We start from the raw sequence: 26,121 nt of genomic DNA on the forward strand, positions 1-26,121 counted from the left end.
ATTACAAATTTTATTGATGTAGTTACTTGTCCGTTTAAAAAAACGAAATTCGTTACTGATTCAAAAATTAATGTTTCCGATACTTCTTATCAAAGATTAACGCTATATATACTAAAGCAATAAGTACTGTTGAAGTAGCGACCCAACGCCAGCCATCTTGTGAAGTACCTAAGGGTTCCCACCAACCATTTAAAATAATAATGATAAATGGAATAACAAATACCATTGAACTTGCAATGACACCACGAATTAAGTAATTGGCTTCTTCTTTAGATACCTTTAAATATTCGTTTTTGATCTCATCCAATTGGCATTACTCCTTTACTATTCTCTTAATTTACTTATTGAATTGGACGGCCTTAATAACATAACACTAATTCCAGCAAACATGATTAGGGAACCTATTAATAATGAAGTGCTCCAAGTCCCGCCATAAACAGTCATCGAAAGAAGTGTTGTCCATACAAACCCTGTACTCGCTAATAATCCTCCACCAACAGTTCCTGCTGTATTTATTCCTATATATAGAGCGACAATCATATAGACTCCCCAAGCACCTCCAGTTACTGCAGCATATGCCCACCACATAGGTTCTTGAAACATTATACTAGCGATATCTGTAAACTTAGGCATTATTGTGAAGTTAAGAATAATCAAAGCGACTAATGCCCAGCCAGCTCTCCAAAACAATGTACTTTCTTCAGGGATCATATCTGAACCAGCAGCAATTGCAAAGTTCTCAACTCCATACATGATGGCAGAAAGCAGTCCCATAGCAGCACCTATCAAAACAATTGTTCCCGAAACACCCTCTGGAGCTGCAATACTCATTCCACCAGATGCAACCCAAATTCCAGCTACTATAAAGATAACTCCTACTATTGTCCACTTTTGCAGTATCTTCTCTCGATAGACCAGCGAAGTAATGACAGCTCCCCAAAATCCAAACAATGCTGCTAAAGGACCAGCAATTGCTCCTCCTACTATTGCAGAAGCTGAAAAGAATAGAAAATCGCCAATCATACCCGTCATAGCTGTAAAAACCCCGTACCATGAAATTTTTGATTTAAAAATTCGAAAATTATCTTTTGCGCTGCCAACCATAAAAGAATAGATAAAGATAGCAAGCAGACCAAACATATATTCAAAAAATTGAAAGGCCATTGAACCTGTAGGGAATGCCATATTAAAAGGGGCTAAAGTCCCTGCTGAACCTGCAAAACCAAAAGCTACTCCTAGCATCGGAGCACCGAGTGCTGCATACACCATCCCTATACGAACTTTACGAGATTCTTGCAACATTTTAATTTTTTCTAAAGACTCGGCGCTCATGCAGTCCCCCTCCCTGTAATTAGATTTCCTATTTTTAAACCTAATTCATCGATAATTTTTCGAGGTGAGAGTTGGTAATCAATAAATTCCTTATGACGTGCTTGTAATTTATACTTCCTTAAAATAGAGTCATTGTGAGTTACCACCTCCACTTCATCTGTCCAACTTTTATTCGATAACTCAAGTAATATAGAACGAATTTTACTTAGCGATTGTTTATTGTAATGATTCTTTAATCCTTGGTATATTTCATACTCCCAAATTCCATCTTCCGAAAAATATAAAATTGAATAAATAGAATACTTTAAAGGTGGTTTCACTTTTTTCACTCCTAACTATAATTTCATAATATTGTCTAGCCAGTTTGCACATAACAATGCAGTAATTACCGCAATTACAATACTTACTGTAGCAGGAATCCCAGGGTGAAAAATCGGTAGCTTCTTATCCATTTTTTACAACCCCTTTTTTTTTTTCGTACAACAAAAAATCTTAGTACATCACCCCTTTCAAAGTAGTTATTTATATTATTTTATCAATCTTAAGTAAACTGATTTCTTCACCGAATAAATTCATATGATCCTGCATGACTAATATCGCATGATCAACATCTCTTGATTCAATTGATTTTATCAACTTCCAATGATGTTCTTGAGCTTTATCCATCACATTGATAAAACTGCTTGTATAGTTAGTTAATAAGAAAGTCGTATGTTCAGTCATATCAAAGAATGAATTAACCAAAATGGAAAAAATTGGATTTTGAGTTGAACTAGCTAAAGTCCTATGAAATTTTAAATCCCACTCTAAAAAACTACTGATACTGATGTCTTCATCCATTTGGTTACAAATGCTTTTTAATTCTTCGATATTGTCACTACTTGCCTTTTTAACAGCTAATTTAATGACCAAAGTTTCAAGTTCATAACGAACCTCATGGATATCTTCAATAGAGGAGTCATATTTGTCAATTACTCTTTTCAAAGTTTCAGTAACTAACGTATCTTTTATCTTTGTAATATAAGCTCCTTTTCCTGGTTTTATGGTAATTAACCCTTTTTCTCTGAGAATGGTAAGTGCTTGCCTAATCACATTCCTACTTACATTGTATGCCTGTGTTAACTCTCTCTCAGAAGGAAGTTTTTCTCCTTCTTCATAAATTCCTGTGTTAATTTTGTTCTCTATTTCTTCAGCTACTTCAAAATATAATAAATTTCCACTCATCTCTTATCACCTTTATTTCAATTTATTGGTTGTACCGGTATTACCAGTATAACCAGAATAAGCAAATGCTTAAAATATAATATGCTATTTAGTTCTTGATGTAATCTTATAAAAAGATAATCAAGTGCACCATCATAATGTCATATTTTATGATATTGCTTCTTTCCGTCGGCCATGTGTGAAATTGAATAAAGTTTAAAGTTTTTTTCAAATTAGTCTGAATATTCTTAATTAATTTTAAAATTAAACTAACTATTTTCTTTTGTCAATCTTTTTTTCTTGAACATTTTCGCAATTATATTATTTAAGAATCCTGGTGATAAAAACCCCTTCAATATTTTCAAACTTTTTTTACAGAAGTAATAAATAAATCTTCTAAAATGGTAAGTGGCGATACTGACACAAGCACAAGTGATACTGTTGCCATAATAGTTAATGGTTTAGATGGAGAGGTAGATATTTATGATTTTAGAATTGCCTTAAATAAATTGAGTATACGCCCTTTAATCAGGTCAGTCATAATTGAATGGACTCGATGATGGTTTTATCCAATATAATAAATCATTGCAACTTCATCACAGGAGTTAAATTTTGGGCAATTCATACAATCAATCCATACTTTTTCAGGCAAAGCATCCTTTGAAATAATTTCGAAATTACATTTATTAAAAAACTCCGTTTCGTATGTTAATGATATTAATCTGCTAATTTCCAGTTGTGAAGCTTCATTTATAATATGATTAACTAATTTACGACCTATACCTTGACCAGAATGGCTTGGTGCTACGACTAATGAACGTACCTCTGCTAGGTCCTGACCTAAAACATGTAATCCGGCAACCCCAAGTATTTTATTATCCTTTTTCATGACATACATACATTGTAAATGTTGATATAGTGATAATTTTGTACGAGGCAAAACTACTCCTTGTTCAGCCTGATTTTGTATTAAATTATAAATATAACTAACATCACTGGTTACTGCATGATAAATGTCCATATTTTATCTCCTTTCTAGATCTTAGAATGTTTATTATAAAAATATATGAATTTGTATTTTTATGCAAACGAATATTTTTTTATTTATGTCAACCAAGAATACGTTCAATCCGTTTTCGCGCCGAACTTTTCCTGCATCACATTGCTTGGAATTTAAAACAAAAGTTCTTCCCTTTTAATATTAAGATAAGTTTGCGAAACCAGGTTGTAGTCATTTAAAGAAAACTCTTGATTAACTCAAATGTTTTTTATACAATATTTGTAATACAAATATTAGTTTTTTTGTAATTCAAGTAAGGATTTTCTTTTTTTAAATGAATAGAAAGCGCTTTCTTATTGGTATTTCTAAAAAAAGTGAATAAAACCTCAATATATTTCATAAATATGTCATACAAATTTTTTAGTTTTTATCCTTCTCTATTAAGATAATACATGAAAGGTGATCGATTATTTTGTCCCAAAAAGAAAATGTTTCTCAAACAATCTCTCGTGAATTATTAAACATGATTGAAACAGGGCAGTTCCGCCCAGGTTCTAAGCTGCCAACGGAAAAGGAGTTAACGGCTCTTTTTTCTGTAAGCAGAGCACCCATACGCGAGGCATTAAGCATGCTGCGTGCTGCTGGTGTCATTAACTCCCGTCAAGGAGGCGGAAGCTATGTGGAAGAAACGACAAGTTCAACATTCATACATCCCATACAAGTTGAAAGAGATGATGTTGAAAATATTAAGTATCTATTTGAGATGCGAAAGATTCTGGAGCCTGAAGCGGCCTATTTAGCTGCCCTAAGACGTACACCAAAATGCCTTGAACAAATGAAGAATATTTTAAAAAGAATGGAAGAGGAATCTATCGAAAAAGGTACTACCGCCATCCATTCTGATATAAAATTTCACAGTTCCATTATTAAGGCTACGCAAAATCCGATTATGATTCAAACGCTAGAAAGCTTATCTCCTCTCTATGAAAAAGCGTTAAACATTACTCTTCGTCCAAACGAACAATTAAAACCAAAACGTAAAGCGGTCTACGATGAACATCAAAGCATTCTTTTGGCAATTGAAGCAGAAGAGCCCGAATTGGCTAAACTTCAATGCCAGATTCATTTAAGAAATGCCGAGAAAAAATTAAGTTTATTTTTACAGGATTATACAGTGTAGCAAAACAGAAAGGATGATATTGAATGAAAGTAGTAACCGCCAATCACATTCAGGAAATCCATGCAATTATAAAAACGGGAAAAGTCTATACAGATGAAAGTGACCGCTTTAGCTATTCGTTCGATGCTTCATTCGGGACGTATTTGCCGGACCTCGTCATTCAGACAAAAAGTACAGAAGAGCTAGTATCCCTCGTTAAGTTTGCGAATCGGGAGAAAATCCCTCTTTATCCACGGGGCCAGTCTACTAGTTTAAGTGGTGGGCCGCTTCCGGTTAAAGCGGGCATCGTCCTCGATTTATCTGTAATGAATGATGTTCTAGAAATTCACGAAGAGGACCTTGTAGCAGTGGTTTCTCCTGGTGTTTTGACATCGAATATACATAAAGCAGCTGAACAAAAAGGATTTATGTATCCACCTGACCCAAGCAGTTCTCACGTCTCGACAATTGGCGGCAATTTAGCCGAAAACTCTGGAGGACCGAGGGGGCTGAAATACGGCGTAACGAAAGATTATGTAATTGGCCTTGAAGTGATTACACCTGAAGGAGAACTCATAAAAACAGGCGGGAGTACCATTAAGAATGTGACCGGATACGACTTAACAAAGCTGATTGTCGGTTCAGAAGGGACACTCGGCATCATTACAAAAGCCGTGCTCAGACTCATTCCTAAACCGAAGGCTACTGCAACAATAATGGTTATTTTTGATAGTTTAGTAGATGCAGGAAGTGCGATTTCCAAAATTCTTTCTGCCGGTATCTTCCCTTCAAAAATGGAATTGATGGATCAGGCATCCATTGTAGCAGTTGAACAGTTTGAGCCACTTGGCTTACCTGTTGATGCGGCTGCACTTATTTTAATTGAAATGGATGGCCATCCACTAGCTTTGCAGGAAGAGGTTGCCCAGGCTTCAGAATTATGTCGTGCTGTAGGAGCAAGAGAAGTTAGAATTCCAAAGGACAAAGTCGAAGAAGCGGAACTATGGAGAGCACGAAAGCTTGTATCTCCGGCCATTGTTCGGATTAAGCCAACGAAAATTTCAGAAGACGCCACCGTCCCTCGCAGCAAAATTCCTCAAATGTGTGAAAGACTGCAGAAAATAAGAGACAAGTATGGGATTCATCTCGTTGTTTTTGGGCATGCAGGTGATGGTAACCTTCATCCTAACATTATTTGTGATAAAACGGATAAAGAAGAAATGAGCCGCGTTGAACTTGCTGTTGCGGATATTTTTAGGGCAGCCATTGAGCTTGGCGGAACCTTGTCCGGTGAGCATGGCATTGGAATGATGAAAGCTCCCTTTATGGAAATGGAGCTAGGGGTAGCCGGCCTCGATATTATGAAACGGATTAAAGCAGTATGGGATCCAAATAACATAATGAACCCAGGGAAAATTTTCGCTGAACCGGGACAAAAATTGGAGTTGAGCTAACATGGAAACAACTCTTAAACAGTTAAGAGAAGAATTACAATACAACAAAACGACAAACTGCGTCCAATGCGGCTATTGTTTACCTGTGTGTCCTACTTATACAACATTCGGAAAAGAGACACATTCACCTCGTGGTCGGATTAACTTAGTGAAAATGGTCGGTGAAGGAAAAATTACAGACTTATCTGTTCTTGAAGAACCATTCGATTTGTGTTTAGGCTGCAGGGCGTGCGAAACAGCCTGCCCGACGGGTGTAGAATATGGTTCCATTTTAGAAGCCACTCGCGCAGCACTTGTCAAACGCAAAACCTTTTCTATTCCTGTGCGACTACTTCGAAAATCAATGCTGAAAATGGTTTTCCCAAGTAGGAAGATGATGAACGTCACTGGACACTCCATTTGGCTGTACAAAAAAAGTGGACTACAAAAAGCGACTCGTTCATCAGGTATTATGAAAAAGTTACCTTATAATCTTGGTGCCTTCGAAGCAATCATGCCGGAACCTGTTTCACCGGTGGAACGAGGGCGTGCCCTGACAGAAGTGAAAGTAAAAATGAAGCAAAAATATAAAGTAGCCTTTTTCACCGGTTGTATTATGGATGCGATGTTCCACCATATTAACCAATTATCCATTAAGCTTCTTTCAGAAGCCGGCTGTGATGTTGTAGTTGTATCAAAACAAACATGCTGCGGCGCACTGCACGCCCATTCTGGAGAAATGGATGAAGCACGCAATCTTGCGAAACAAAACATTCTTGCTTTCGAAAAAGTGGAAGCTGATTTTGTTGTCAATAATGCTGGAGGATGCGGCGCCATGTTATATGAATACGGTCATTTACTTTCAGATGACAGCGAATGGGCAGACAGATCAAGAGCTTTTTCATCTAAGTCAATTGATATCAGCCAAATTCTTGTTAAATGCGGATTGCCAGAGATAGTGGCCCGGACTGGAGAGAGAGTTACGTATCAGCGTTCTTGCCATATGACGAACGTGCAAAAAGTAACACAAGAACCAGTCGAATTATTGAAAAAAGTGCCTGGAATACAACTTATTGAAATGGATCAGGCTGACATGTGCTGTGGATCTGCAGGCATTTATAATATAGTAAACTATGATGCATCCATGCAGATTCTTGATGAGAAAATGAAGCACACAATAGCCACAGAGGCATCTGTTATTATTACAACAAACCCTGGCTGCTTATTACAGATGAAACTTGGTATTGAACGTGAAGGACTCACACAATCAATGCGTGCCCTTCATCTAATTGAATATTTAGCTGAAGCTGCCGGAATCGATTATTAAATTCCTTCATTTATTGCCGTTTCCTGAAAACATCCTCTGCATCGGCTTGTGAAATACCCAATTTTCGCAGGTACCTATAAACGATATTAAGCTCTGAACGAACGCTTCTTTCATAATATGTTTTCTTAAAAATTTTACTTGTAAAAACGTACTTTTAAGCTTGGTGATACGCTAGCTTAGAAGCAACTCCAGTAACTTGACGAAATCCTTCTTGAATGATTTCCATTGCTTTTATGGAGCTTCGGTGGATTGTCAACACAACAGCACTGTGCCACCAGAAGAATATATAAAATTGACTATACCTTATGTTACGCATAGAATGGACTTACTTGTTTCAGAAGAATTTTAGAATAAAACAATTATTTAAATTAACCAAACAAAAAGGTCGCTTACTTAGTAAAGTTTAATACAGTAAACGACCTTATTTTTGTCATTTTGGCCACTGGATTAGAAATCTTTTTAATTCCCATTCATGTAATTGATGGTGGCATTACAGGTATTTCAATTATGCTTTCTCACGTTACGGGTATAAAACCGGAAATCTTCTCCTGTTGTCTGGACAAATTCCGAAGGTCTAATAGCTGAATTCCTCTAATTATATGAGGTTCTAAATCCTCTTTGTAATACAGCACACACAACTGGTACGCATCGATAGCGTGCGTTTTTACCTTCCGTAAGCTGTACTTCTTTGCCTGATAAGAAATAAACGGATTTAGTAAGATATATGGAATCCCTTGTTCCTCCAGGTATTGAATAACAGGAGAATGGTAATGCCCTGTAGATTCTGAAATGACCAAAGGCATCTGCCCTGTCACTCTTCAATTTCTTTTAGAAATTCTAAAAAATGCTCTAACTCCTCTTTGATATGCTTCATTGAAAAGCTCTTCCCTTACGGTTTAAATTAATCTAAGAATGCCTGAACTTGAATCTCTCCTTTTGCCACATTCTTATTAAAATCCACCATCTAAACCGACAATTTTCACCCTCTACTCCAATCGATCAAGCTCCGGGCATTGTTTTCATTCATTATTTTGTTCCTGCCAGTCCTTTAAAGACTTCTACTGCTGTTTCTATTATTTCATCCCGGAAATCCTACTCATATGTGTGTACAGATGGATAATTTTCTCCGTTTCCAATATAAAAATAAGCACCCTTTACCAATGTGGCTTCAAGGTGACCGTCTTTTTGTGCAGCGTTTTAAGAATTAAATTGGTGTACTAAATGTTCAGGAAGATTTTTTGGCCCCGTTTAAGTACATTTATTCACAAGCTTCAATGAAGAAGCCTGACAAAATAAAAAAGCAACGATTTATTATTAAATCGACTGCCTTTTTTAATTTATACGTACCAAATTAGAATATCCTTCTTCTCCATAGTGCCAATCCGATCCAAATAACAAAAATTAATGCTATTATTAGTGTATTGATCCAAGAAGAGGGATCTCTATCTGCAATTGGTAAGGTAACATTCATACCAAAGAAACTAAATACAAGTGTTGGAAGTGTTAAAAAAATGCAAATAATGTCAGGGTTTTCATTGTATTATTCAATTCATTAGATATTAGCGAAGAATACGCCCCCGTTAGATTTAACCAAATGTAATCGTTTCACGAACGAAATGATTCTTTTTTTTGCTCAATTATTTCTTTCACAAATTGAGTGAAATTAGCTGTTTGAGTTCATGAACCTCCTTAAAATCCTGCCCTTTGAAAGGCTGGCCTTTCTATTTTTTTCTTTGTACGAATTGTGCTGATTGTAATCATACATAATACAGCAGCCGCTATTAACATCCAGAAGGCTAAATCGAAGCTTCCTGATTTGTCAACAATGAAGCCGATGACCATAGGTGCAATAAAACCAGCTAACTGGCCACCCACATTAACAAAGCCCATAGCAGAACCAGCAACTGCAGTAGGTATATTTTTTAGTAATAGTGCACTTAATAAAATAATGACTACTGCACCGGACAGGCTTACAACCGTTTCACAAATGATAAAAACCACAATGCTTGAAGCAGAAAACATGAAAAACGTTAGGATTGCCATAATACCTGTAATAACGACTCCAAGATATTTCTCTTTACCTTTTGGCATTAAATCCATAATGTAACCGGCAGCTAACATACCGACAAATGAAGCAATGCCCGGAATAATTTGAATCCAACCAATTGAAACTAAATCTAATCCTCGCTCTTTTGATAAGTAACTTGGCAGCCAAGAAATAAGTCCCCAAGAAATAGTATAAATTGCAAAAGACGAAAAAAACAAACTCCACAATAATGGAATTTTAAGTACAATTTTTAACGGATTTTCAGTTTGTTTCAGTGGTTGTCCTGTTTCTGTTGTTGTCACGTGCGGAACTTTAAAGTAGAAAAAATAAAGTATTACAAACAATATACCGGAGCCTCCCATGAGAAAAAACATCCAGCGCCAACCAATAGAAACCATTAAATAGGCAGCAAAAATCGGTGTTAAAATCCCTATTATCCCACCGCTTGATAGTAGAATCGATTGTGCTCGAGAACGTTCTTGCTCAGGAAAGACAGTCGAAATTGCTTTTGTAGACGCTGGCATAAAGCCACCTTCCCCAAGACCAAATAAAAAGCGAATCACTATTATCATCATGAATGAATTTACAGCTCCAGTTAGACCTGTAAATAGGGACAATAATAACATTGAACTCGTGATTACATTCCTTGAACCAAATTTATCCGCTAGCCATCCCCCGGGCATTTGCATAATGGCGTATCCTAAGAAGAAACTACTAAGAACAAACCCTTGTGTTGTTGCTTTTAAAGATAAATCTGCCGAGATGTCGACAATCGCATAGCTCATGACAAATCGATCGAGATTCCCGAGTGCCCAACCAAAAAATAACAGTGCTAAAATAAACCATTTCTTGTTCATAAAAACCCCCTTGTATTCATAATTCAGATTACACTCAATCAAATTCCTATATTTTCTTTACATTTTTCTTTTAAAATAACGGCTTTGTTAAAGTTAGTGTTGATAATTGGGTCAAATTATCATAATTGATGCTCACAAGGCTCAACCATGTTTGTAATCCCAATAACGAGACGTTCCTGTTTGCGAGGGACGAATTGTATATATCAAATTTTCTATTATGATAACTTTTCTTCTAAAAAGACGGCTGATTTTTATTTCTTCTGGATCAGAGACGTCTTTATTCTTTGCCAATTTCGTACATATCCTGGCGATAGCTATTTATACTTAACTCAAGTGCATTTCTTTAAATCATGAACAATTTTCCTTTTTGCCATCTATCAAACTTTTTAATCTTAAAATCCTAAGCAAATTTCATACACAATAAAAATCTTAATCCTCTGGTTTTCTGATACTCTAACAACAGGAAATCAACACTATTCTTTAACATAGCCTTAATACTTAATAATAGAATGATTGATATTATGCAGTTGAATCTTTACATAATGAAATTAACGGTTTCTTCCAACTCATCATCTGCATCCGGGGATTTCCCCAGCTGGTAAACGATTTCCCCGTCAATCATCGTCATTTCAACCCTTAATTGATCAATTCTGTCGATTGTTACATCTAATATTCGGTCGTTTAGCACAACCAAATCGGCTAATTTCCCTACCTCGATGCTTCCTTTTCGATCTTCCTCGAAGCTTGCGTAGGCTCCGTTCCAGGTGTACAGCCTAATCGCTTCCATGACGGAGATTTTCTGCTCTTCCCCAACTACCGCGCCGGACGGCGTCAGTCGGTTGACCGCCCCATGAATGCCGATAAGCGGATTGCAGTTCGAGACCGGGCTGTCGGAGGCACCTGCTACAACAATTCCTGCTTTCAAGCAGGATCCAATTGGGTAAAAATAGTCGCTGCGAGCGCCGAAGTGCTTAATGTATATATCTCCGAACTCAGTGAAAAAGTTCGGGTTAGGAACGGTCACTATGCCCAATTTAGCCATTCGCTCGATGAGATCGGGCATTGCTAAACCCGCATGCTCGATTCGATGTCTGTGATTGTCTCGCGGATATTGTCTAAGCGCTTCTTCGAACGTATTCAGTAACATCTCGATCGCCCGATCACCCTGGGCGTGAGCAGTAATTTGATAACCGTCGCGATGGGCTGCGATGAGAGCATCGTTCATATTTTCTTGCGTGTAGTACAGAATGCCGCTGTCTTCAGGATTGGTCTCATACGGCTGACGCGTCGCAAGCGTAGGCACGCTTGAGGCGCCGTCTATAAAAATTTTCGCCGGACCGATCCGGAACCGCTCGTCGCCGAACCCAGTCGACAGGCACGTCTGTCTCATTCGGTTAAAGTTAGGCTCGTGAACGACCATTGCATACACCCGAACCTTTAAGCGACCGGAACGAACCGATTGATGCAGGATGCGCACATTGACCGGCTCGAACCCACCGGCATCATGAATTGTCGTAATGCCTAACGATACGAAATCGCGCGAAGCGATTTCCGCCGCTCTGGCCAAGTCCTCTTCCGTCGGATTCATGGCATGTTTTACCTGATCCATGGCTGCTTCCACGAGTAGCCCGTTTAATCTCCTGGACTCGTCTCGACCGAACACTCCACCTTCCGGATCGACCGACTGGTCGTTTACGCCTGCCAATTCCAACGCTTTACTGTTCGCAATCATAATGTGGCCGCATGTTCGCATAATTAGAATCGGATGTTCCGTCGACACCTCATCATCCAGCACATGGCGGGTCAAATACCGTCCTTCTAACATAGCCCTTTCGTTGTAGCCTGCTGCTACGATCCAACCTCCCGCAGGAGTAGACACTGCCTTCCTTTGCAATTTACCGATAAGATCTACATTCGATTGGATAGAAGCGTCTTTGCAATTAATCGACAACCTTGTTCTTCCATAACCGATCAGATGCAAATGCGAATCGATAAATCCAGGCAAAAGACTCCTACCTTGTAAATCGATCACCTTGGTCCGCTCTCCAATCCAACGTTTGATTTCCTCGTTCGTCCCGACGGCTTCAATTCGGTTACGTTTAACGGCAACTGCTTCTAGTATCCGATTGTCTGAATCGACTGTAATGACTTGTCCATTTACAAATACAACATCAGCAAACATATGATCACCTCTTATTTTTCTGTAATCAAAATCTAATGACAATGCTTTTGTGGGGTTCTAATTTATCAGGCAATTCAGCCTACAAAACGAATTGATTTCAAGTAAGCTTCTACTTGATTCATAGAATCGGCATTAATAATACTGTTTGAAGGATAATTAAAAACCAATAAACATCTGCCCTCTTCAATCATAGGCTTTGCCCCTCCTAGTATTACCTCTTCCACAAACTGATGGATAAGATACCGTTTGCCTCATCCCTCCAGATAGGATAGCAATTTAGTTAAACTGATTGGTAAACATGATGGATAATAAAGGGTTGGATGAACTTATAAAAGTATATTGGCTAAATAGGCCTCTGTTGAATTTGCGAAAGTAAATCATTTTTTGAATCATCAAGACTCGTTTCCTGGTGTTCGTTAAGATAATGGTAAGTCAGACTTAACATCGTTTTCCCAGCAATCACCAAGGCTCGCTCATCTATATCAAATTTCGGATGATGGTGTGTGAACATTTCGCGGCCATCTGGATTAGCAGCCCCTACATGAAAGAATGCTCCTGGTACACGCTCAAGATAAGCTCCAAAATCTTCCCCACCCGTTATCGGGGGAATTTCCGCCACTTTGTCGGCTCCTAATAGATCCTTGGCGACTTTAAAGAAAAGGTCTGTCTCTTTGTCATGATTGACAACCGGAGAATATCCGCGCTCATATCGAATCTCTGCCTTTGCGTGAAGAGCAGTGCAAACTCCTTCAACGATTGTTTTGAACTCTCTTTCAAGATAACCTCTGACTTCCGGATCAAAGGACCGTACCGTCCCAGTAAAATGGGCCTTGTCAGAAATGACATTGTTAGCGACACCAGCATGGAAGGAACCAACAGAAAGAACGGCTGTTTTTATTGGATCTACTTGACGGCTGACCAACAGCTGCAGTTGATTGATCACTTGTGTTGCAACAATGATGGAGTCAACCGTTTCATGTGGGGCAGATCCGTGTCCGCCCTTGCCATAAATCGTTACCTCAAATGAATCTGCTGCAGCCATCACCGGTCCTTTTCTTGTTCCGACAAATCCGAGGGGAGCAGGTGATGCCAGGTGATAGCCAAAAATCGCATCTACTCCCTCCAGACATCCGTCGGCGATCATCTCAACAGCTCCTCCAGGTGCCTTTTCTTCCGCATGCTGATGGATTAAAACGACATTTCCAGACAATTCTTCCCGAACCTCACTTAATACCTTAGCAACACCAAGCAGTGTAGCTGTATGCCCATCATGTCCGCAGGCATGCATGACACCGGGAACTTTAGATTTATAAGGTACATCCTTTTCATCCTGTATCGGCAGGGCATCAAAATCCGCTCTTAGCGCCACTGTTTTCCCAGGATTTCCCCCTCGAATGATTCCGACAACGCCGCGGCCGCCCACACTAGTTCTTACCTCAATTCCTAAATCAGTAAGAATTTCCGCGATAAGTTTTGGTGTCTCTACCTCCTCAAAAGAAAGCTCTGGATATTGGTGGAAATGCCTTCTCCATTCCACCATTTGATCGTACAAGTCTTCTAATTTTTGATGCCAGTTATTTATTACCATAGGTCCTCCTTTTTAAATCATGTTTTTTGAAAAGATGGTTTATATTAAACTAAAACTTTATGACATTTCGTTATATAAACTTTATTCTAAAGAAGTGGGCGGCGTATACTCCGACATCTGTGAGTGGACTCACAACAACTTAAGAAGTGGCTATTCCAATAAATCAGGCTGTTCTTTGACGATTCGACTCCATAGAGGCTGGAACTGAAACCAACCCGTTTGCGGAGATCCGACATAGTTACTTGTACGCTCTGCATGATGTTCGTCAATGAGTACAGGATTACCGACTGATTCCGCCATTAGTTGCGCTTGACAGGAACGTTCCATTGTGATGAACCACCATGCACACTCATCTACCGTTTTCCCAACAGTGAGTAAACCATGGTTACGCAAGATGACCGCTTTATGAGGACCAAGCGCTTTGCCTATACGTCTACCTTCCTCAAGGTCATGGACCACACCTGTGTAATCATCAAACACCGAATGATCCTTGTAAAAGGCACAGGCATCCTGCGTGATGGGGTCGAGCAAACGCCCCAGGGTCGACCAAGTTTTCCCGTATACGGAGTGCGAATGGGCCGCAGCGATAATATCCGGACGTGCAGAATGTACTTGGGAGTGAATAGTGAACGCCGCCCGATTAACAGGCCTCTCCCCTTCTACCACATCACCATTGTGATTAACCAGGATCAGATCAGAAGCCTTGATTTGGCTAAAGTGCATGCCGAACGGGTTCACCCAGAAACAAGCTTTTTCTCCCGGATCTCTTGCCGTGAAATGACCGGCTACGCCTTCATCAAATCCAAATTTGGAGAACAAGCGAAAAGCAGCTGCAAGACGTTGTTTGATATGTTTCCGTTCTTCTTCAACAGAACTGAAAGTCGGTGGTTCTTTAAAATTTTTTGTTACCATATTTTATCTATCCTCCTTAATTTTTGGCCTCTACCAAAAGGGTTCGGTTAAGTTCCACCACAGATTTTCTGCCGGAAAGGGCCATTGTTAAATCAAACTGCACATCATTACTGTAAGCATCGAAAAAAACAAATATTTTATTGGTAGTGCAAACATCCTATTCTTTAGATTTTTCGGAATATTCAATATATTCACAAATATAGCGTACCAATTTATTTCATTCTGATAAAATAGCTATTAATCATGATAAACATGACTAACAATCATATCTAAGCAAGTAATGGGCGAGTTGGTCATAAGTTTCCTGCAAACCCTTCTGCACCATTTCATATGATCCCCCAAAGGTCTTGGTTTCCTCCTCTATTTGGGATACATGCTCTCCATTCATCGCAAGAGTAAGCTGCGATTATTAAACATAAAAAAATTCCTTGATTTCGATCAAAAATTAAGGAATTTTGGCATTTTAATGGACTTAGGGATACGAATAATCTATGGTTGCATTGTTGAAGAAACGCATCCTTTCGTATTATAAGGTCAGCCAGATATTTAAAGTGTACCCTTTGTAAAGGACAAAAAGGGTACATGGAAAAGATGATTATGTATTGAACAGGATATATTTTTGGGAACAAGGATTCATAATAAAATATATATAAGGATACGGGGAATGATCCATGCATATTGAGCAATTGGAATATATCGTAGAAATATCAGAAACCGGTTCATTTCCAGTAATAGCTATTCCAACAACAGCTGGAACAGGATCTGAGGACCGGCACGTATTGTGGTACGCGTGAATAGCCACATACACAATGTCCTTCAACCCGCCATCTTTTCCAATAATGTCATCAAAAGTGTATTTTACTTTATAATGAGCATTCATCTGCTTTTTAAGCTGCCGGACTTTCTCATTTTGTTTTTGAAGTTCAAGTGACAATTTATGAACTTCAGTTAAGCTTTTGCAGACTGACACAGCGCCAACAACCTGTTCATTGAGAAAAATTGGGGCCATATCGACCGCATATTCCCGGTCTTTTGTCTTTCGGTAGACCCCAAAACGACACTGACAATCTTTTAGTGTTTTTGTAAGTTGCGCCCCGGTCCGATATTTTCCCAGTGGCTTCCCTATGATATCTGGTGTAACACCAGTAATACGTGTATATTCAATCAGTGGAACACCGTCATTGATGGACTCTATAATTGCTTTTCACCAGCATATTCTGTTTTCATTAATTGAAGCTGTGTTTTTATTAGTTGATTGCTCTTTCAAGGAATAAACTCCCTTCACCCTTATATACTATTGTTAATCCAAAATTACCTCATCATTTAGGTCATTTTTCAGCTTTTTTCGCCTGGATCATTTCTTTGATTTTCTCTCTAAATTTCTCATTCGTAAAAATATCCTGTGTGGTTGTTAAGTGTCGCTTGGCATGTCTGGAGAAGTTAGTCGCTGCCAACCACTGACCACAATATGGACATGGAAGCTGTGCGTCTACTTGCCATTGTGTCGTTACGAATCTATTTGTATTTGATTGACTTCTTTTTGCAACCTTCTTGACTTCCTCTGTATTCACATTGACTACATCATCATTCATTTTGTATTCGTCTGTGATTGCTAGTTCTCCAGATACCCTTTCATTCCCTGCCATTTCACGTTCTACCAGCAGACAAATCGCTTCACTGATAGATAAATTCAGTTCGTCACAGTAGCCTTTGAAATCACCGTACAAACTTTCTGGAATGCGCGCCGTTAATACCTCGGTCTTTTCTCTCCTTCTCCGATTACGAGCAAATTGTTCCAAGTATGTCATGTAATTCCCTCCTAAATCATCTTATGGACTTATTCTGTATTCATCCCCGTACTTCCTTCAACTCACCTTGTATACAATCCGAATCACAATCAAATCACTTAGAAACTTTTTCAAATCACTTTAAAGCACTTAATTTAAATACCTTGTATACTGGTATATTTGTTAGAATTATATATTCTATCGAGGTTAATTCTAAAATAATTTATAGGCAAACCTCACTATAGCAACAACTTAAATTTGTCTCTTGGAATCTATGAGGATTGTTCTTTAAAACGCTCATACCGCGTAGTTTTTTGTTCAAATTACTTATGTAGGCCAGAACTAGTACGATGCCCCTTGAATATGAGAATATGTAATTCAACACCTTTGTTCTGCGTGCAAAATAAAAACGACAATTAAGTCGCCTTTTCTCTACCTTTTTTAATAAAAATCTTCTAGCAGCTAGTTTTGTTGTCCCACTCTCAGCCCCCATGGTTCATCCCCCTACCCGAACCAGATGAATACCACATATTTCTTAGAACCGATTGTGAATTCTGTATTAAATACAAGATTAGATGAGTTTCCCCATTACTTAAATCCTCGCCTTTGTTAAGTGTGAAAACTAGATTTGAAAACTAATCTAAACTAATCTAATCTAAAAATTACTGATTGAGGCAACTTTGCTCTGTTTTGAGCATCTACTTTGTATAACTCCATATAAGACTTGAACTTAAATTTCTTTTACCCTAGCCTATAGAATGGGAAAATATAGATATTCAACTCAACCTTTGCCACGTCCTAGGAAGTTTCCTTAAATACGTTTTATGAAGTCGCCCTTCCATTAACGTTTTAATAAAAATCTTCTAGCAGCAAGTTTTGTTGTCCCACCCATAGCCCCCATCATGCCTCTGCCCGCCCCAGATGAATACCACATGTTCCTAAGGACCGAAGGACTCTTAATCAAGAGAATACAGCATCCCATGAGTAATAGAAAATTAAGAAATGTAAGGTTTTCATTGATTAATATACTTAAAGCTATTACGAATAAAAAGATTTTGGAAAGGATCGTTACGATCAGACTTAGTAATTCTCGCCACCAAACCCCTAAGTATTCATTATCATCCGCAATAACCGACACACAAGCAAGCGGACTTAATAAATATAGGAACATGACGTCCGCATGGAATATCGCTACTGAAAGTAAGAAGGCAATAAACGCCAATGCTAAGACAGCAAGCAGGATAAGAAGTGCAGCCCCCTGAAAATGAAGTGTTGAAAAGTTGTTGGGATCTAACATGGTTTCTATTTTACCCTTATTAACCCTACTCCCACTATTAATCATCCAGTTGCCCATATTATAAGCAACTTTTTCTAATAAAATTTTCTGAACAAATGGCATTGCTGGAATCAATAGGGCACTTTTTAACGTATTTACAATCACAGGTCCGTAGGCAACAGCGTCACCAGCCGCATTTCTTGTCATAATCTCAATAATCTTATATAAAATGATCGTTACAGCTATCGTTGAGGTAAGGGCAAGCAAAAGGTTATTGACCGATGAAAAGAACTCGACTTCAGCGTTTTGCTTCAGTAACAGATCATTACACATTAAAAGGGCCCATTCAATAAAATCCTCTAGCATTCCCTGAATGGCTTCTACAATCTTTTCCTTAAAATCAAACAAGTAAAATCACCTCTTATTCAGGATTTTGAACGGTTATGATTTTCCAAATGCCTTCCTCCCTTTTCAATGTAATCAGTGTATGATCGATTTCAAAACGCTCCATATCAAAAACGTATTTCTCTTCTGTTTCATTAAAACTTACATTTTTAATTTTCACTTCTTGACTAAATAGCAAGTTTGATTTTGTCTCTCCATTAAGCTCCTCTGCTTTATTAACAGTCAAAAGATAAAGTAACCTCTTTTGATCTTCCTTTGATAAATCTTTTGAGATAGCTACAGTATTTTTTTCTTTTAGTTTCTTCCAAGCGATTACATTTGCTTCATCCCTTGTTTTCGCTTCAGCCACCTTCTCTTGATCCTCGAATGAAGATAACACACTGTTTATCACGGATGTCGCCTTTTCTTGCTCAACCTTCGGATCAAAGCTTTCACTGTCTCCATTACAAGCAGCCAGGAATAGAAGTAAAACGAACATTGGTATAAAGAACGTTACTTTTTTCAACTTAAGATCCCCCTTCTTTTGATGGAGCGGCACTGGAAGTAGTATTCATTTGAGAAAAGAAGCTCATGGCCAGTTCCTCTTGTCTTTCCGCCTCTTTTTCTGCTTTTTCGATTTGTTTCTCATGCATTTCACTGTCCGCTTTTTCTACTGTTTCTTGCCGTTCCGTTGATCTAACATACTCGTCATATGCCTCTCTTTTCCCTTCAAGCCAATTCAACACTTCTTGTGATGGTTTATTCTGATAATGTAATTGGCTTACACGCAATGAGCTCGTTACATTTGGAAATAAGATGTATTGGTAGGCTTTTTTTACCCTAATTGGGTGTTTTCCAGTAATGATTACGATAGCTTCATCTTTATGCATCGTTAAAATTTCATCCACATTCATCAAGTTGCGTGCTGAATAGGAAAAGCTTGAGGAAGAAGACGAACTGGATGATTGTCCTTTTGATTTTGAAGTTGAACCAGTTTCCATTTTCGCGGTGGTCTTCCCCATTAACCCTGAGAAGTATTTAGCGGTGGTTTCATTGACATTCCCTAAACAGATTTTTGTTCCACAGTTCCCTAAAATGGATTCTGCTTGTTCCCGGCCATACTTCTCCTGCAATTGGGTGATGCTTTGAACGATGGTAAGTACGCCAATTCCGTAGCCCCGGCAGGTGGCCAAGAATTTTTCATAGTCAGGAAACTTTCCTAAGTTCGGAAATTCATCCAAAATGAAAATCACCGGTTGAGGCAGCGTTGCTCTGTTTTGAGCTCCTACTTTATATAACTCCTGAAACATTTGGTTGAAAAATAAGTTAATTAACCCTTCCCATGTAGAATCCATAACGGGAATAATCACATATAAGGCCATTTTCCTTTTTCCCACATCACCTATAAAGAAGTCAGAAAAGCTTGTAAATCGAGAGACCGAACTTGAAGTAAAGTCACCTATCGTCGTAAGTAAAGAAATAATAATATTCGCCCGCGTTTTTTCTTGGGATTTTTTAAAACCTAACTCATAAGCCCTTCTAGCTGGATGTGATTTGTCCATTCTTAAAAACTGGGCATCTAGCTCGCTTGCTCCGTCTTTACTTTCTTCTGGGTCAAATTCCTGTAAGAAATCTAACAAACCCGTCATGTTACGTTGTTCGGGTGGTAATTCATGAACGGCGTATAGGATAAGTGCTTTTAACAAACTAAATTGGGCATTGTACCAAAAATCTTTTCGTTTCGGGTCATTTTTGGAAGCTACTATTGCATTCGCTACTGTGGAAGCCTGTATCTCCTCTCTTACGTAATCAAAGGGATTATATCGATCTGAGTATCCCATTTCTGAAAAATTCACCACATGGACTTCATAGCCTTGTCTACGTTTGACTTCGGAAGTTAGTTCATAGACCTCGCCTTTGGGATCCGTTACCACTAAGGAACATTCCTTTTCATGTAACACATTGGGCACCACATACCCTTGAGTTTTGGATGAACCAGGTCCCCCGACTACAAAGTGGTTTCGGTTTGGAAGGGTTGAATCCGTTGGCTGCACAATCACGGAATGGTTTAAAACGCCTGCTATGATCCCATTATTCTTCATATAATCGGATGCCACGTCATTTCCCTCCTTTCGAATCTGGCATACTCGCATCAAGATCCTGCATAAGCTGTTTGGCCGGTACCTCAACCGTCTCCCCACGCTTGAATATTTCGGATTTTTGAGCAAATCTACTTGAACCATGAACCCCGTATTTATCTGCCAATTCATATGTACCCTTGCCACCCTTCGTAAAAAAGACCATAAAGACGGATAATATGATGACAGCGCCACTACCAATGAAGAAAAGTGGATTCTTCTTTTCGATCATGCTGGTGGATGTTCCAATAGGGCTCATGAGGTTTTCTATGACAAAGTCCATAAACGGGGCACTGGATATGTTGGCTTTATGTGCCGCAAGAAACGGAAGGATCCCCGCTAGGTTGATCACAATCAATTCAAACAGGGCTAATATAAAGGCCATTAACAACAGGCGTATTCCTATCACTTTCAAAAGGATCCACTCCTTTTTGATTACTTTCCATTACTGCAATCCTCGCAAAACATGCGATAGGCTCAATTCTCTTCAAAAGGTTCGAAGGACCCCATTAGCTCTAATTTATCAACGACCCTTTCCTCTCCATCCAATTCGACCGTGACCTCATACAGTTGATTTTTCCTTGGGAATGCACTCCCCCCTACCGAGTATTGTGTTTCCATCATCACAAGCGCTTTTGCTTGGTCTTTTTCAACAGCACTTAGATAGACATGTAAAGACTTCACTTCATTTTTGAATTCAATTTCCATACTCCCCATTTCTCCTGAAGCTTTCAATTTTGACATGACGGACTCTGCTAACCGATCTTTGACCTGATCAAAACGTGCAGCATAATTTTTGTTATCGTAATTAAATAGTCCTCTAAAAGTGTCGTCTACAAAGCTTTTAACCTCTTCACTATGTTCAATTTCATAATTGGTTGCATGTCGTTGAAAAGCAATCAGTTCCTTGTCTTTTGCATTCGCCTTACTTTTCAACTGAACCATCTGTTTTTGGGTTTCGATATTTCGATCTTCTGCTTGAGTCGTCATGGTCTTCTGACCAACATACATAAATCCTAAAATCATATTCGCTAGGATGGATAGTCCTAACAATGTAGTGAAAAATTTATTCATGGTGTTTTCCTCCTAATGGGACACTCTACCAAAACCAGCTACATGAGATTTCCAGTAAGGCGAATGTATGTCATGGATTCCAATACCCGAACCGTTAGAGTCGAACATTTTGCCCTCTCCTATGTATATCCCGACATGTGTGATATATTTGTTGGTTTCATAAGTTCCAGTAAAATAGATAAAATCCCCTGGCTTTGCTTCAGATGGCGGGATTTTCGACGACACATCATATTGCTCTTGGGCAGTCCGTGGTAGCTTTATCCCCACTTTAGCAAATATCCATTGTGTAAAACCCGAACAATCGAATCCCCTATGGGGATCTGAACCTCCCCATACATATGGCCAGCCTACATATTTATTCGCTTCTGTGATAATCGCATTAAATGCTTGTTCCCCTAATGGGGGAACTTCTTCACTCCCGCCAGCAAGTCCCGTCGGCATTAGGTTCCCCATCACTTTCTCCACATACGTATAGTCTCCATAGCAGTAAGGTGCCCGCCAATCCGAACAACTCCATCCTTGTTTTTCAGTTTGGGCCAATGAGAATTGTTGGGCTAATTCAATGGAATGTTTTTTTCCGTTTGAAGAAATAAAATTCAGGTAACCGGAACCGAAATTGTATGACTGAACAATAGCTGGGAAATCCACCCCGTGCTTTTGTCCATCCTCTAACACCGATTTAAAATGTTGAACCCCTAAATTCACGGACATTACCGGGTTTTGAATGGCGTTTGGCGGTAACCCGACAGATTCAGAACTTTGCATGATATCCAAGGTTTGTGAGTTCCCTATTTCCTGATACATGAGGGCTAGTAGAAAATCTGTGTATTCCGGTATTCCGTACTTCGTCGTATATTCTTGAAGCAGGCCCTTCCACTGTTCAATATGAGGTGGAACATTAGCCGTTCCAAAAGGCGAGTTTATATACCCCTTTGGCTCCTCTTGAGTTTGAGTTCCGAGTAACAAGCCCGCCATTAGTATTAAGGAGACTACGACACCTATCGTCATTTCCTTCCAGTACCGAAGGACAAAAACGGTTCCCTTTACAGCAACTGTAGCGGCCACTTAATTAAAACCCGATTTCTTATCAAGTTTATCAAGTTCCGTTTTATAGGTTGTGAGCTCCTTATTCTTTGGATCAAGCTGTTCCTTAATGTCTTTTGGTTTCACGCCTTTCTTTTTCTTGAGATGCTTTATTTGTTGTTCTAATTGAGTCACTTGGTTTTGCAACTCTTTTTTCCTGATCGTCATCGTTAATTCTTTGTTTTTTAACCGCTTATTGAGATCGTTGGCATCTGTAAGATCCCCATGTTCGGCAAAGGCTTTTCCGATTCGAAGTTGTTGGTCCTTATCTTTTGTAAAAGCCTGCATCGATAGCAACATGCTGTAATCATAGCTTACGATTTTCTTTTCGATGTCCAGATAGTCACTGTCGGCTACCAATCCTAATATTTCTTCCTTTCTATTCGCTTTATATAAGGCTTCTACACTAGGTTTTATCAAGGTATCGTCTGCTTCGATTGCCTTTTGATATTCTCCTTTTTCAAAGTACAGATTCGCAAACTCTGACTTTGAACCACCCGTTTTTTCCAACACGGAAAGGGCATCATCATATTTGTCTTCACTTAACAGCTTATAAAATGTAGATGTTTGTTCAGCTTTTTTTAGTTCTGTTGCATAGGCCGTTTCAGCTTCCTTGACTGCCATTTGTTGAAGAAAAAGAGCCAAAGTAAAGACTGCAGCAGAGATTCCGATAGTCATGACTGTCAGGATCCTCTTTTGCCTTTTGATTTTTTGTCTTTCCTCTTCTAATCCGAAAAAATGGAGCATTTCCTCCTCCTGAAGTTTATTCGCGATCAGCTCTTTCAAACCCTCAACGGAGCTAGCATATTCAATCCGGAAGAAAAATTCATCTGTTTCCTTTTTAAGCAGGTTCTCTTTTTCCCGTCTATACTTTTCATAGGAAAAACGGGAAAACATGGATAGGGTTAGGATTTTGTATTGTTCTAGTTTTTCCATCTGGCCTTCAAAGGGCAACCACTGATTGCTTCTGTATAGAAACTTTAGTTTTTTCATATCTTTAAAGAAAATGTTTCTTGGATGAATCAGCACTTTTTGATTAAAATTGTGTAAAGGATCCAATTCTAGCAATTGATTTAATAAAGCAAGCCGTAATACGGTTGAATAGGATTTTGCTAGTTGTAGAGGTTGATAGCCATCCTCCATTTCATAACCAAGAATCAAGCGATCGTTTTCCTTTTTTATATCTTTCAGTGTAAAGAAATAAGGATGTTCTTCCTTAAGTTCTGTAAGGTCCTCTACCCGTTCAGCCAACACCTTATTTGTCGCAATCTCTAAACGATAGAGCCCTTTTTTAAGGATGAATAATGTTCCGAGTTCAAATAATTGGATTTTCAAAGTTGTCTCCCCCTTTACAGAACAAAATTTCGAACTTCTTCTTTTTCAATGGGAGTCATTTCATTCCTTGCCTCATAATCAGGGATTTCATCCGGATCTAAACCATATTTTTCGAAGTACCGTTTTTTATTCCAAAGGCGTAGCTCTTCTTGCGTGAGCTCAACCCGTATAAATGCACGTTGAGACCCGTATACAATTAAGGCCTCTCCCTGACGCTTTGCTCTCAATAAAGATATCTCTTCATCAGAGAATGATAGATTGATTTTTTTAACCACATCTTCAACACCCTTATTGTCCAGTCCAAAAAATAGTTTTGTATGGCTATTTTCAATCATGGCTGCGCCTAGGTTATCCTCGGTATCCAGCACATCGATTATTTGTTGCGTGCCTGCGATAGCGCCGGCATTATACTTCCTAAATCGCTTATAAGCTTGATAAAAGAATCTCATCGAATCCGGGTTCTTTGATAAAAAATGGAATTCATCAATAAATAGGTACACCAATTCCTCATTTGTTTTCGTCACTTCATCCCATAGGAAACCAAAGATATTAAAGTAACAGGCAGCCTGCACATCCACTTCATTCTGTAGCGATTTTAAATTAAAGGAGAATAAAGCGTTATTGATATTCACGTTCGTATGGCCATTAAATAACGAGTTAGATCCATGTACATAACTTTCCAGGATAAAATAAAAATCCTGTATTTTTTCATAACGTTCTACATCAATAGTCTTCAATGTACCTAAATCGTCATAGAAATCCTTGAGAATCGGGAAGTCCTTTGCATCTAAACTGCTGAAATCGCTCTCTTCGTTAATGGAGAAACGATTGTAAAGGTTGATCAGTGTCTTATCTAAAATACTAGATTCCACTTGGGATAAGTCAGCTTTCAAAACTTTGAAAAAGGCCTTAAGACGTTGAACCTTCTGTTTCACAAGGTCCCTAATGAATTCCGCATCATCATTAAAGTCTTCGGTGTCCGTAACTTCTGTGGAGAATATCTCCAAAGGGTTGATTTTCGTCGAACTGTTACTACTGAGATGAACAATCTCTCCTCCAAGGATTTTCACTATATGCGAGTACTCATTTTCTGGGTCAATGATATATATCTTGATCCCCATGGCGTAGCAGCGAAGAATCTTTTGAACCATAAATGTAGATTTTCCAACACCTGATGTCCCAATGACCACCATATTTTGATTTAATGTACGTTGTGTATCCAAATAATCTATCGCCACCAACGAATTGGTTGTCTTATTGATCCCTTCCACCTGAGCCGTCGGGGATAAACAGCAAATCTCTGAATCATCGAACGGAAAGAAAGAAGAGGCCGCTTCACTGTTGCACATCTGATAGGTATAATCCTTTAATTGATTATCCCCTAAAGGCAGAGCCGACCAGAATGCCATCGGTGTTGCGTAATGAGGGTTTAGAGCTTTCATCCTTAGTTTCGTTAAAATCCTCTGGACATTGTCTTCTAAGGTCTTCAGTTCTTCCAAGGATCCAGCTTGAATGAAGATGTATGTATACAGATACATAAAGGTAGAACGGTTGGATAGTACCTGATTTAGTTGATATTTTGCGCTTTCCAGTTCGGATTTCAGCCTGATGCGGGTGGCTGGATCTCTTGTTTTTAATAGTTCCGCCTCCTTATTTTTAATAGAGTCATTGTAATAGCTGATCATGCCTTCTGAATTGGACGGTTCGAGGTACTGGACGAAGGATATGTTTCCTTTTAACCGCTTCAGATCCGATAGCCAGTTCCCTTTTTGTTCTTTAGGATAAGCAACGACCGCCAACACCTTAATAAAGTTGCCACCACTTTCGATATGATCCTTATTTTCTTTCCAGACGAAAGGATAAATGGAATTGAGTTCTTCGGTCTCTAACATCCCATGTAAAATGTCTTCGGGACTCTGTTTCACCTGTTCGTCCTGCTTATTTTCACGTTTTATCAAAGAAAATAAAGTAGCCAAAGAAAAAGGCATTTGACTTCCTCCTTTC

Annotated in this window: 21 protein-coding genes and 3 pseudogenes; 4 read left to right on the forward strand and 20 right to left on the reverse strand. The window is 38.8% G+C overall.

The features are described from left to right. Positions 1-67: 67 nt before the first annotated feature. The 5 genes from ACQKNS_RS24930 to ACQKNS_RS24950 form a co-directional block, all read right to left on the reverse strand. Positions 68-307, reverse strand: a complete 240-nt coding sequence (locus ACQKNS_RS24930; RefSeq protein ID WP_427645924.1) for a hypothetical protein — start codon at positions 305-307, stop codon at positions 68-70. A gap of 17 nt (positions 308-324) precedes the next feature. Further along, positions 325-1,332 carry a DMT family transporter gene (locus tag ACQKNS_RS24935; RefSeq protein ID WP_098369603.1) on the reverse strand — a complete coding sequence of 336 codons (1,008 nt, stop codon included), beginning with the start codon at positions 1,330-1,332 and terminating at the stop codon, positions 325-327. Further along, positions 1,329-1,652 carry a hypothetical protein gene (locus ACQKNS_RS24940; RefSeq protein ID WP_098369602.1) on the reverse strand — a complete coding sequence of 108 codons (324 nt, stop codon included), beginning with the start codon at positions 1,650-1,652 and terminating at the stop codon, positions 1,329-1,331. The genes ACQKNS_RS24935 and ACQKNS_RS24940 overlap by 4 nt, the downstream gene beginning before the upstream one ends. Before the next feature lie 202 nt (positions 1,653-1,854). Then, positions 1,855-2,556, reverse strand: a complete 702-nt coding sequence (locus ACQKNS_RS24945; protein ID WP_427645925.1) for a FadR/GntR family transcriptional regulator — start codon at positions 2,554-2,556, stop codon at positions 1,855-1,857. Between the two features lie 544 nt (positions 2,557-3,100). Beyond that, positions 3,101-3,556: an N-acetyltransferase gene (locus ACQKNS_RS24950; protein ID WP_427645926.1), complete on the reverse strand. Its 456-nt coding sequence runs from the start codon at positions 3,554-3,556 to the stop codon at positions 3,101-3,103. Positions 3,557-4,007: 451 nt separating this feature from the next. Between ACQKNS_RS24950 and ACQKNS_RS24955 the strand changes: the two genes are divergently transcribed. From ACQKNS_RS24955 to ACQKNS_RS24970, 4 genes and pseudogenes are all read left to right on the forward strand, one after another. Beyond that, positions 4,008-4,715 (forward strand): FadR/GntR family transcriptional regulator, encoded by a 708-nt coding sequence (locus tag ACQKNS_RS24955; RefSeq protein WP_427645927.1) that lies wholly within the window; start codon positions 4,008-4,010, stop codon positions 4,713-4,715. A gap of 23 nt (positions 4,716-4,738) precedes the next feature. Next, the gene (locus tag ACQKNS_RS24960; RefSeq protein WP_427645928.1) at positions 4,739-6,148 is read left to right on the forward strand and encodes an FAD-binding oxidoreductase; all 1,410 of its coding nucleotides are present in this window, start codon (positions 4,739-4,741) and stop codon (positions 6,146-6,148) included. A gap of 1 nt (position 6,149) precedes the next feature. Beyond that, a complete protein-coding gene (locus ACQKNS_RS24965) occupies positions 6,150-7,454 on the forward strand; it encodes a (Fe-S)-binding protein (RefSeq protein WP_427645929.1) in 1,305 nt (434 codons plus the stop codon). A 423-nt stretch (positions 7,455-7,877) separates the two neighbouring features. Beyond that, positions 7,878-8,000: pseudogene (locus ACQKNS_RS24970) on the forward strand (YitT family protein); the annotation flags it as partial. Here the strand turns inward: ACQKNS_RS24970 and ACQKNS_RS24975 are convergent. The 15 genes and pseudogenes from ACQKNS_RS24975 to ACQKNS_RS25045 form a co-directional block, all read right to left on the reverse strand. Further along, positions 7,991-8,418 (reverse strand): annotated as a pseudogene (locus ACQKNS_RS24975) (IS110 family transposase); the annotation flags it as partial. The pseudogenes ACQKNS_RS24970 and ACQKNS_RS24975 overlap by 10 nt on opposite strands. A 387-nt stretch (positions 8,419-8,805) precedes the next feature. Continuing rightward, positions 8,806-9,041, reverse strand: a pseudogene (locus ACQKNS_RS24980) (CorA family divalent cation transporter); the annotation flags it as partial. Between the two features lie 102 nt (positions 9,042-9,143). Beyond that, a complete protein-coding gene (locus ACQKNS_RS24985; protein ID WP_427645930.1) occupies positions 9,144-10,358 on the reverse strand; it encodes an MFS transporter in 1,215 nt (404 codons plus the stop codon). Between the two features lie 535 nt (positions 10,359-10,893). Next, positions 10,894-12,540 (reverse strand): amidohydrolase, encoded by a 1,647-nt coding sequence (locus ACQKNS_RS24990; protein ID WP_427645931.1) that lies wholly within the window; start codon positions 12,538-12,540, stop codon positions 10,894-10,896. 343 nt (positions 12,541-12,883) lie between these two features. Then, positions 12,884-14,128, reverse strand: a complete 1,245-nt coding sequence (locus ACQKNS_RS24995) for a M20 metallopeptidase family protein (RefSeq protein WP_427645932.1) — start codon at positions 14,126-14,128, stop codon at positions 12,884-12,886. 150 nt (positions 14,129-14,278) lie between these two features. Then, positions 14,279-15,040 carry a class II aldolase/adducin family protein gene (locus tag ACQKNS_RS25000; protein WP_427645933.1) on the reverse strand — a complete coding sequence of 254 codons (762 nt, stop codon included), beginning with the start codon at positions 15,038-15,040 and terminating at the stop codon, positions 14,279-14,281. A 1,328-nt stretch (positions 15,041-16,368) separates the two neighbouring features. Beyond that, a complete protein-coding gene (locus tag ACQKNS_RS25005) occupies positions 16,369-16,848 on the reverse strand; it encodes a hypothetical protein (RefSeq protein WP_427645934.1) in 480 nt (159 codons plus the stop codon). Between the two features lie 820 nt (positions 16,849-17,668). After that, entirely contained in the window at positions 17,669-18,511 is an 843-nt protein-coding gene (locus ACQKNS_RS25010) for a conjugal transfer protein TrbL family protein (RefSeq protein WP_427645935.1), read from the reverse strand. A 13-nt stretch (positions 18,512-18,524) separates the two neighbouring features. Further along, positions 18,525-19,013 (reverse strand): hypothetical protein, encoded by a 489-nt coding sequence (locus ACQKNS_RS25015; protein ID WP_427645936.1) that lies wholly within the window; start codon positions 19,011-19,013, stop codon positions 18,525-18,527. A 1-nt stretch (position 19,014) separates the two neighbouring features. Further along, on the reverse strand, positions 19,015-20,604 hold the full coding sequence (locus tag ACQKNS_RS25020) for a VirD4-like conjugal transfer protein, CD1115 family (protein ID WP_427645937.1): 1,590 nt from the start codon (positions 20,602-20,604) through the stop codon (positions 19,015-19,017). 1 nt (position 20,605) lies between these two features. After that, positions 20,606-21,040: a hypothetical protein gene (locus ACQKNS_RS25025; protein WP_427645938.1), complete on the reverse strand. Its 435-nt coding sequence runs from the start codon at positions 21,038-21,040 to the stop codon at positions 20,606-20,608. Positions 21,041-21,102: 62 nt separating this feature from the next. Then, positions 21,103-21,699, reverse strand: coding sequence for a hypothetical protein (locus tag ACQKNS_RS25030; RefSeq protein ID WP_427645939.1), 597 nt, complete (start codon positions 21,697-21,699; stop codon positions 21,103-21,105). Between the two features lie 12 nt (positions 21,700-21,711). Then, on the reverse strand, positions 21,712-22,764 hold the full coding sequence (locus ACQKNS_RS25035; RefSeq protein ID WP_427645940.1) for a lysozyme family protein: 1,053 nt from the start codon (positions 22,762-22,764) through the stop codon (positions 21,712-21,714). Continuing rightward, positions 22,765-24,117: a type VII secretion protein EssB/YukC gene (locus tag ACQKNS_RS25040; protein ID WP_427645941.1), complete on the reverse strand. Its 1,353-nt coding sequence runs from the start codon at positions 24,115-24,117 to the stop codon at positions 22,765-22,767. It lies immediately after the preceding gene. Between the two features lie 14 nt (positions 24,118-24,131). Further along, positions 24,132-26,105, reverse strand: coding sequence for a VirB4 family type IV secretion system protein (locus ACQKNS_RS25045; protein WP_427645942.1), 1,974 nt, complete (start codon positions 26,103-26,105; stop codon positions 24,132-24,134). Positions 26,106-26,121 lie beyond the last annotated feature (16 nt).

This window comes from Peribacillus sp. NPDC094092 (assembly GCF_050279365.1).
Taxonomy (GTDB): Bacteria; Bacillota; Bacilli; order Bacillales; family DSM-1321; genus Peribacillus.

Bases quoted from the DNA above. Each gene is read 5' to 3' on its own strand.
- ACQKNS_RS24935 (WP_098369603.1), bottom strand. From the start codon at position 1,332: ATGAGCGCCGAGTCTTTAGAAAAAATTAAAATGTTGCAAGAATCTCGT.
- ACQKNS_RS24945 (WP_427645925.1), bottom strand. From the start codon at position 2,556: ATGAGTGGAAATTTATTATATTTTGAAGTAGCTGAAGAAATAGAGAAC.
- ACQKNS_RS24950 (WP_427645926.1), bottom strand. From the start codon at position 3,556: ATGGACATTTATCATGCAGTAACCAGTGATGTTAGTTATATTTATAAT.
- ACQKNS_RS24960 (WP_427645928.1), top strand. From the start codon at position 4,739: ATGAAAGTAGTAACCGCCAATCACATTCAGGAAATCCATGCAATTATA.
- ACQKNS_RS24965 (WP_427645929.1), top strand. From the start codon at position 6,150: ATGGAAACAACTCTTAAACAGTTAAGAGAAGAATTACAATACAACAAA.
- ACQKNS_RS24985 (WP_427645930.1), bottom strand. From the start codon at position 10,358: ATGAACAAGAAATGGTTTATTTTAGCACTGTTATTTTTTGGTTGGGCA.
- ACQKNS_RS24990 (WP_427645931.1), bottom strand. From the start codon at position 12,540: ATGTTTGCTGATGTTGTATTTGTAAATGGACAAGTCATTACAGTCGAT.
- ACQKNS_RS24995 (WP_427645932.1), bottom strand. From the start codon at position 14,128: ATGGTAATAAATAACTGGCATCAAAAATTAGAAGACTTGTACGATCAA.
- ACQKNS_RS25000 (WP_427645933.1), bottom strand. From the start codon at position 15,040: ATGGTAACAAAAAATTTTAAAGAACCACCGACTTTCAGTTCTGTTGAA.
- ACQKNS_RS25005 (WP_427645934.1), bottom strand. From the start codon at position 16,848: ATGACATACTTGGAACAATTTGCTCGTAATCGGAGAAGGAGAGAAAAG.
- ACQKNS_RS25030 (WP_427645939.1), bottom strand. From the start codon at position 21,699: ATGAATAAATTTTTCACTACATTGTTAGGACTATCCATCCTAGCGAAT.
- ACQKNS_RS25045 (WP_427645942.1), bottom strand. From the start codon at position 26,105: ATGCCTTTTTCTTTGGCTACTTTATTTTCTTTGATAAAACGTGAAAAT.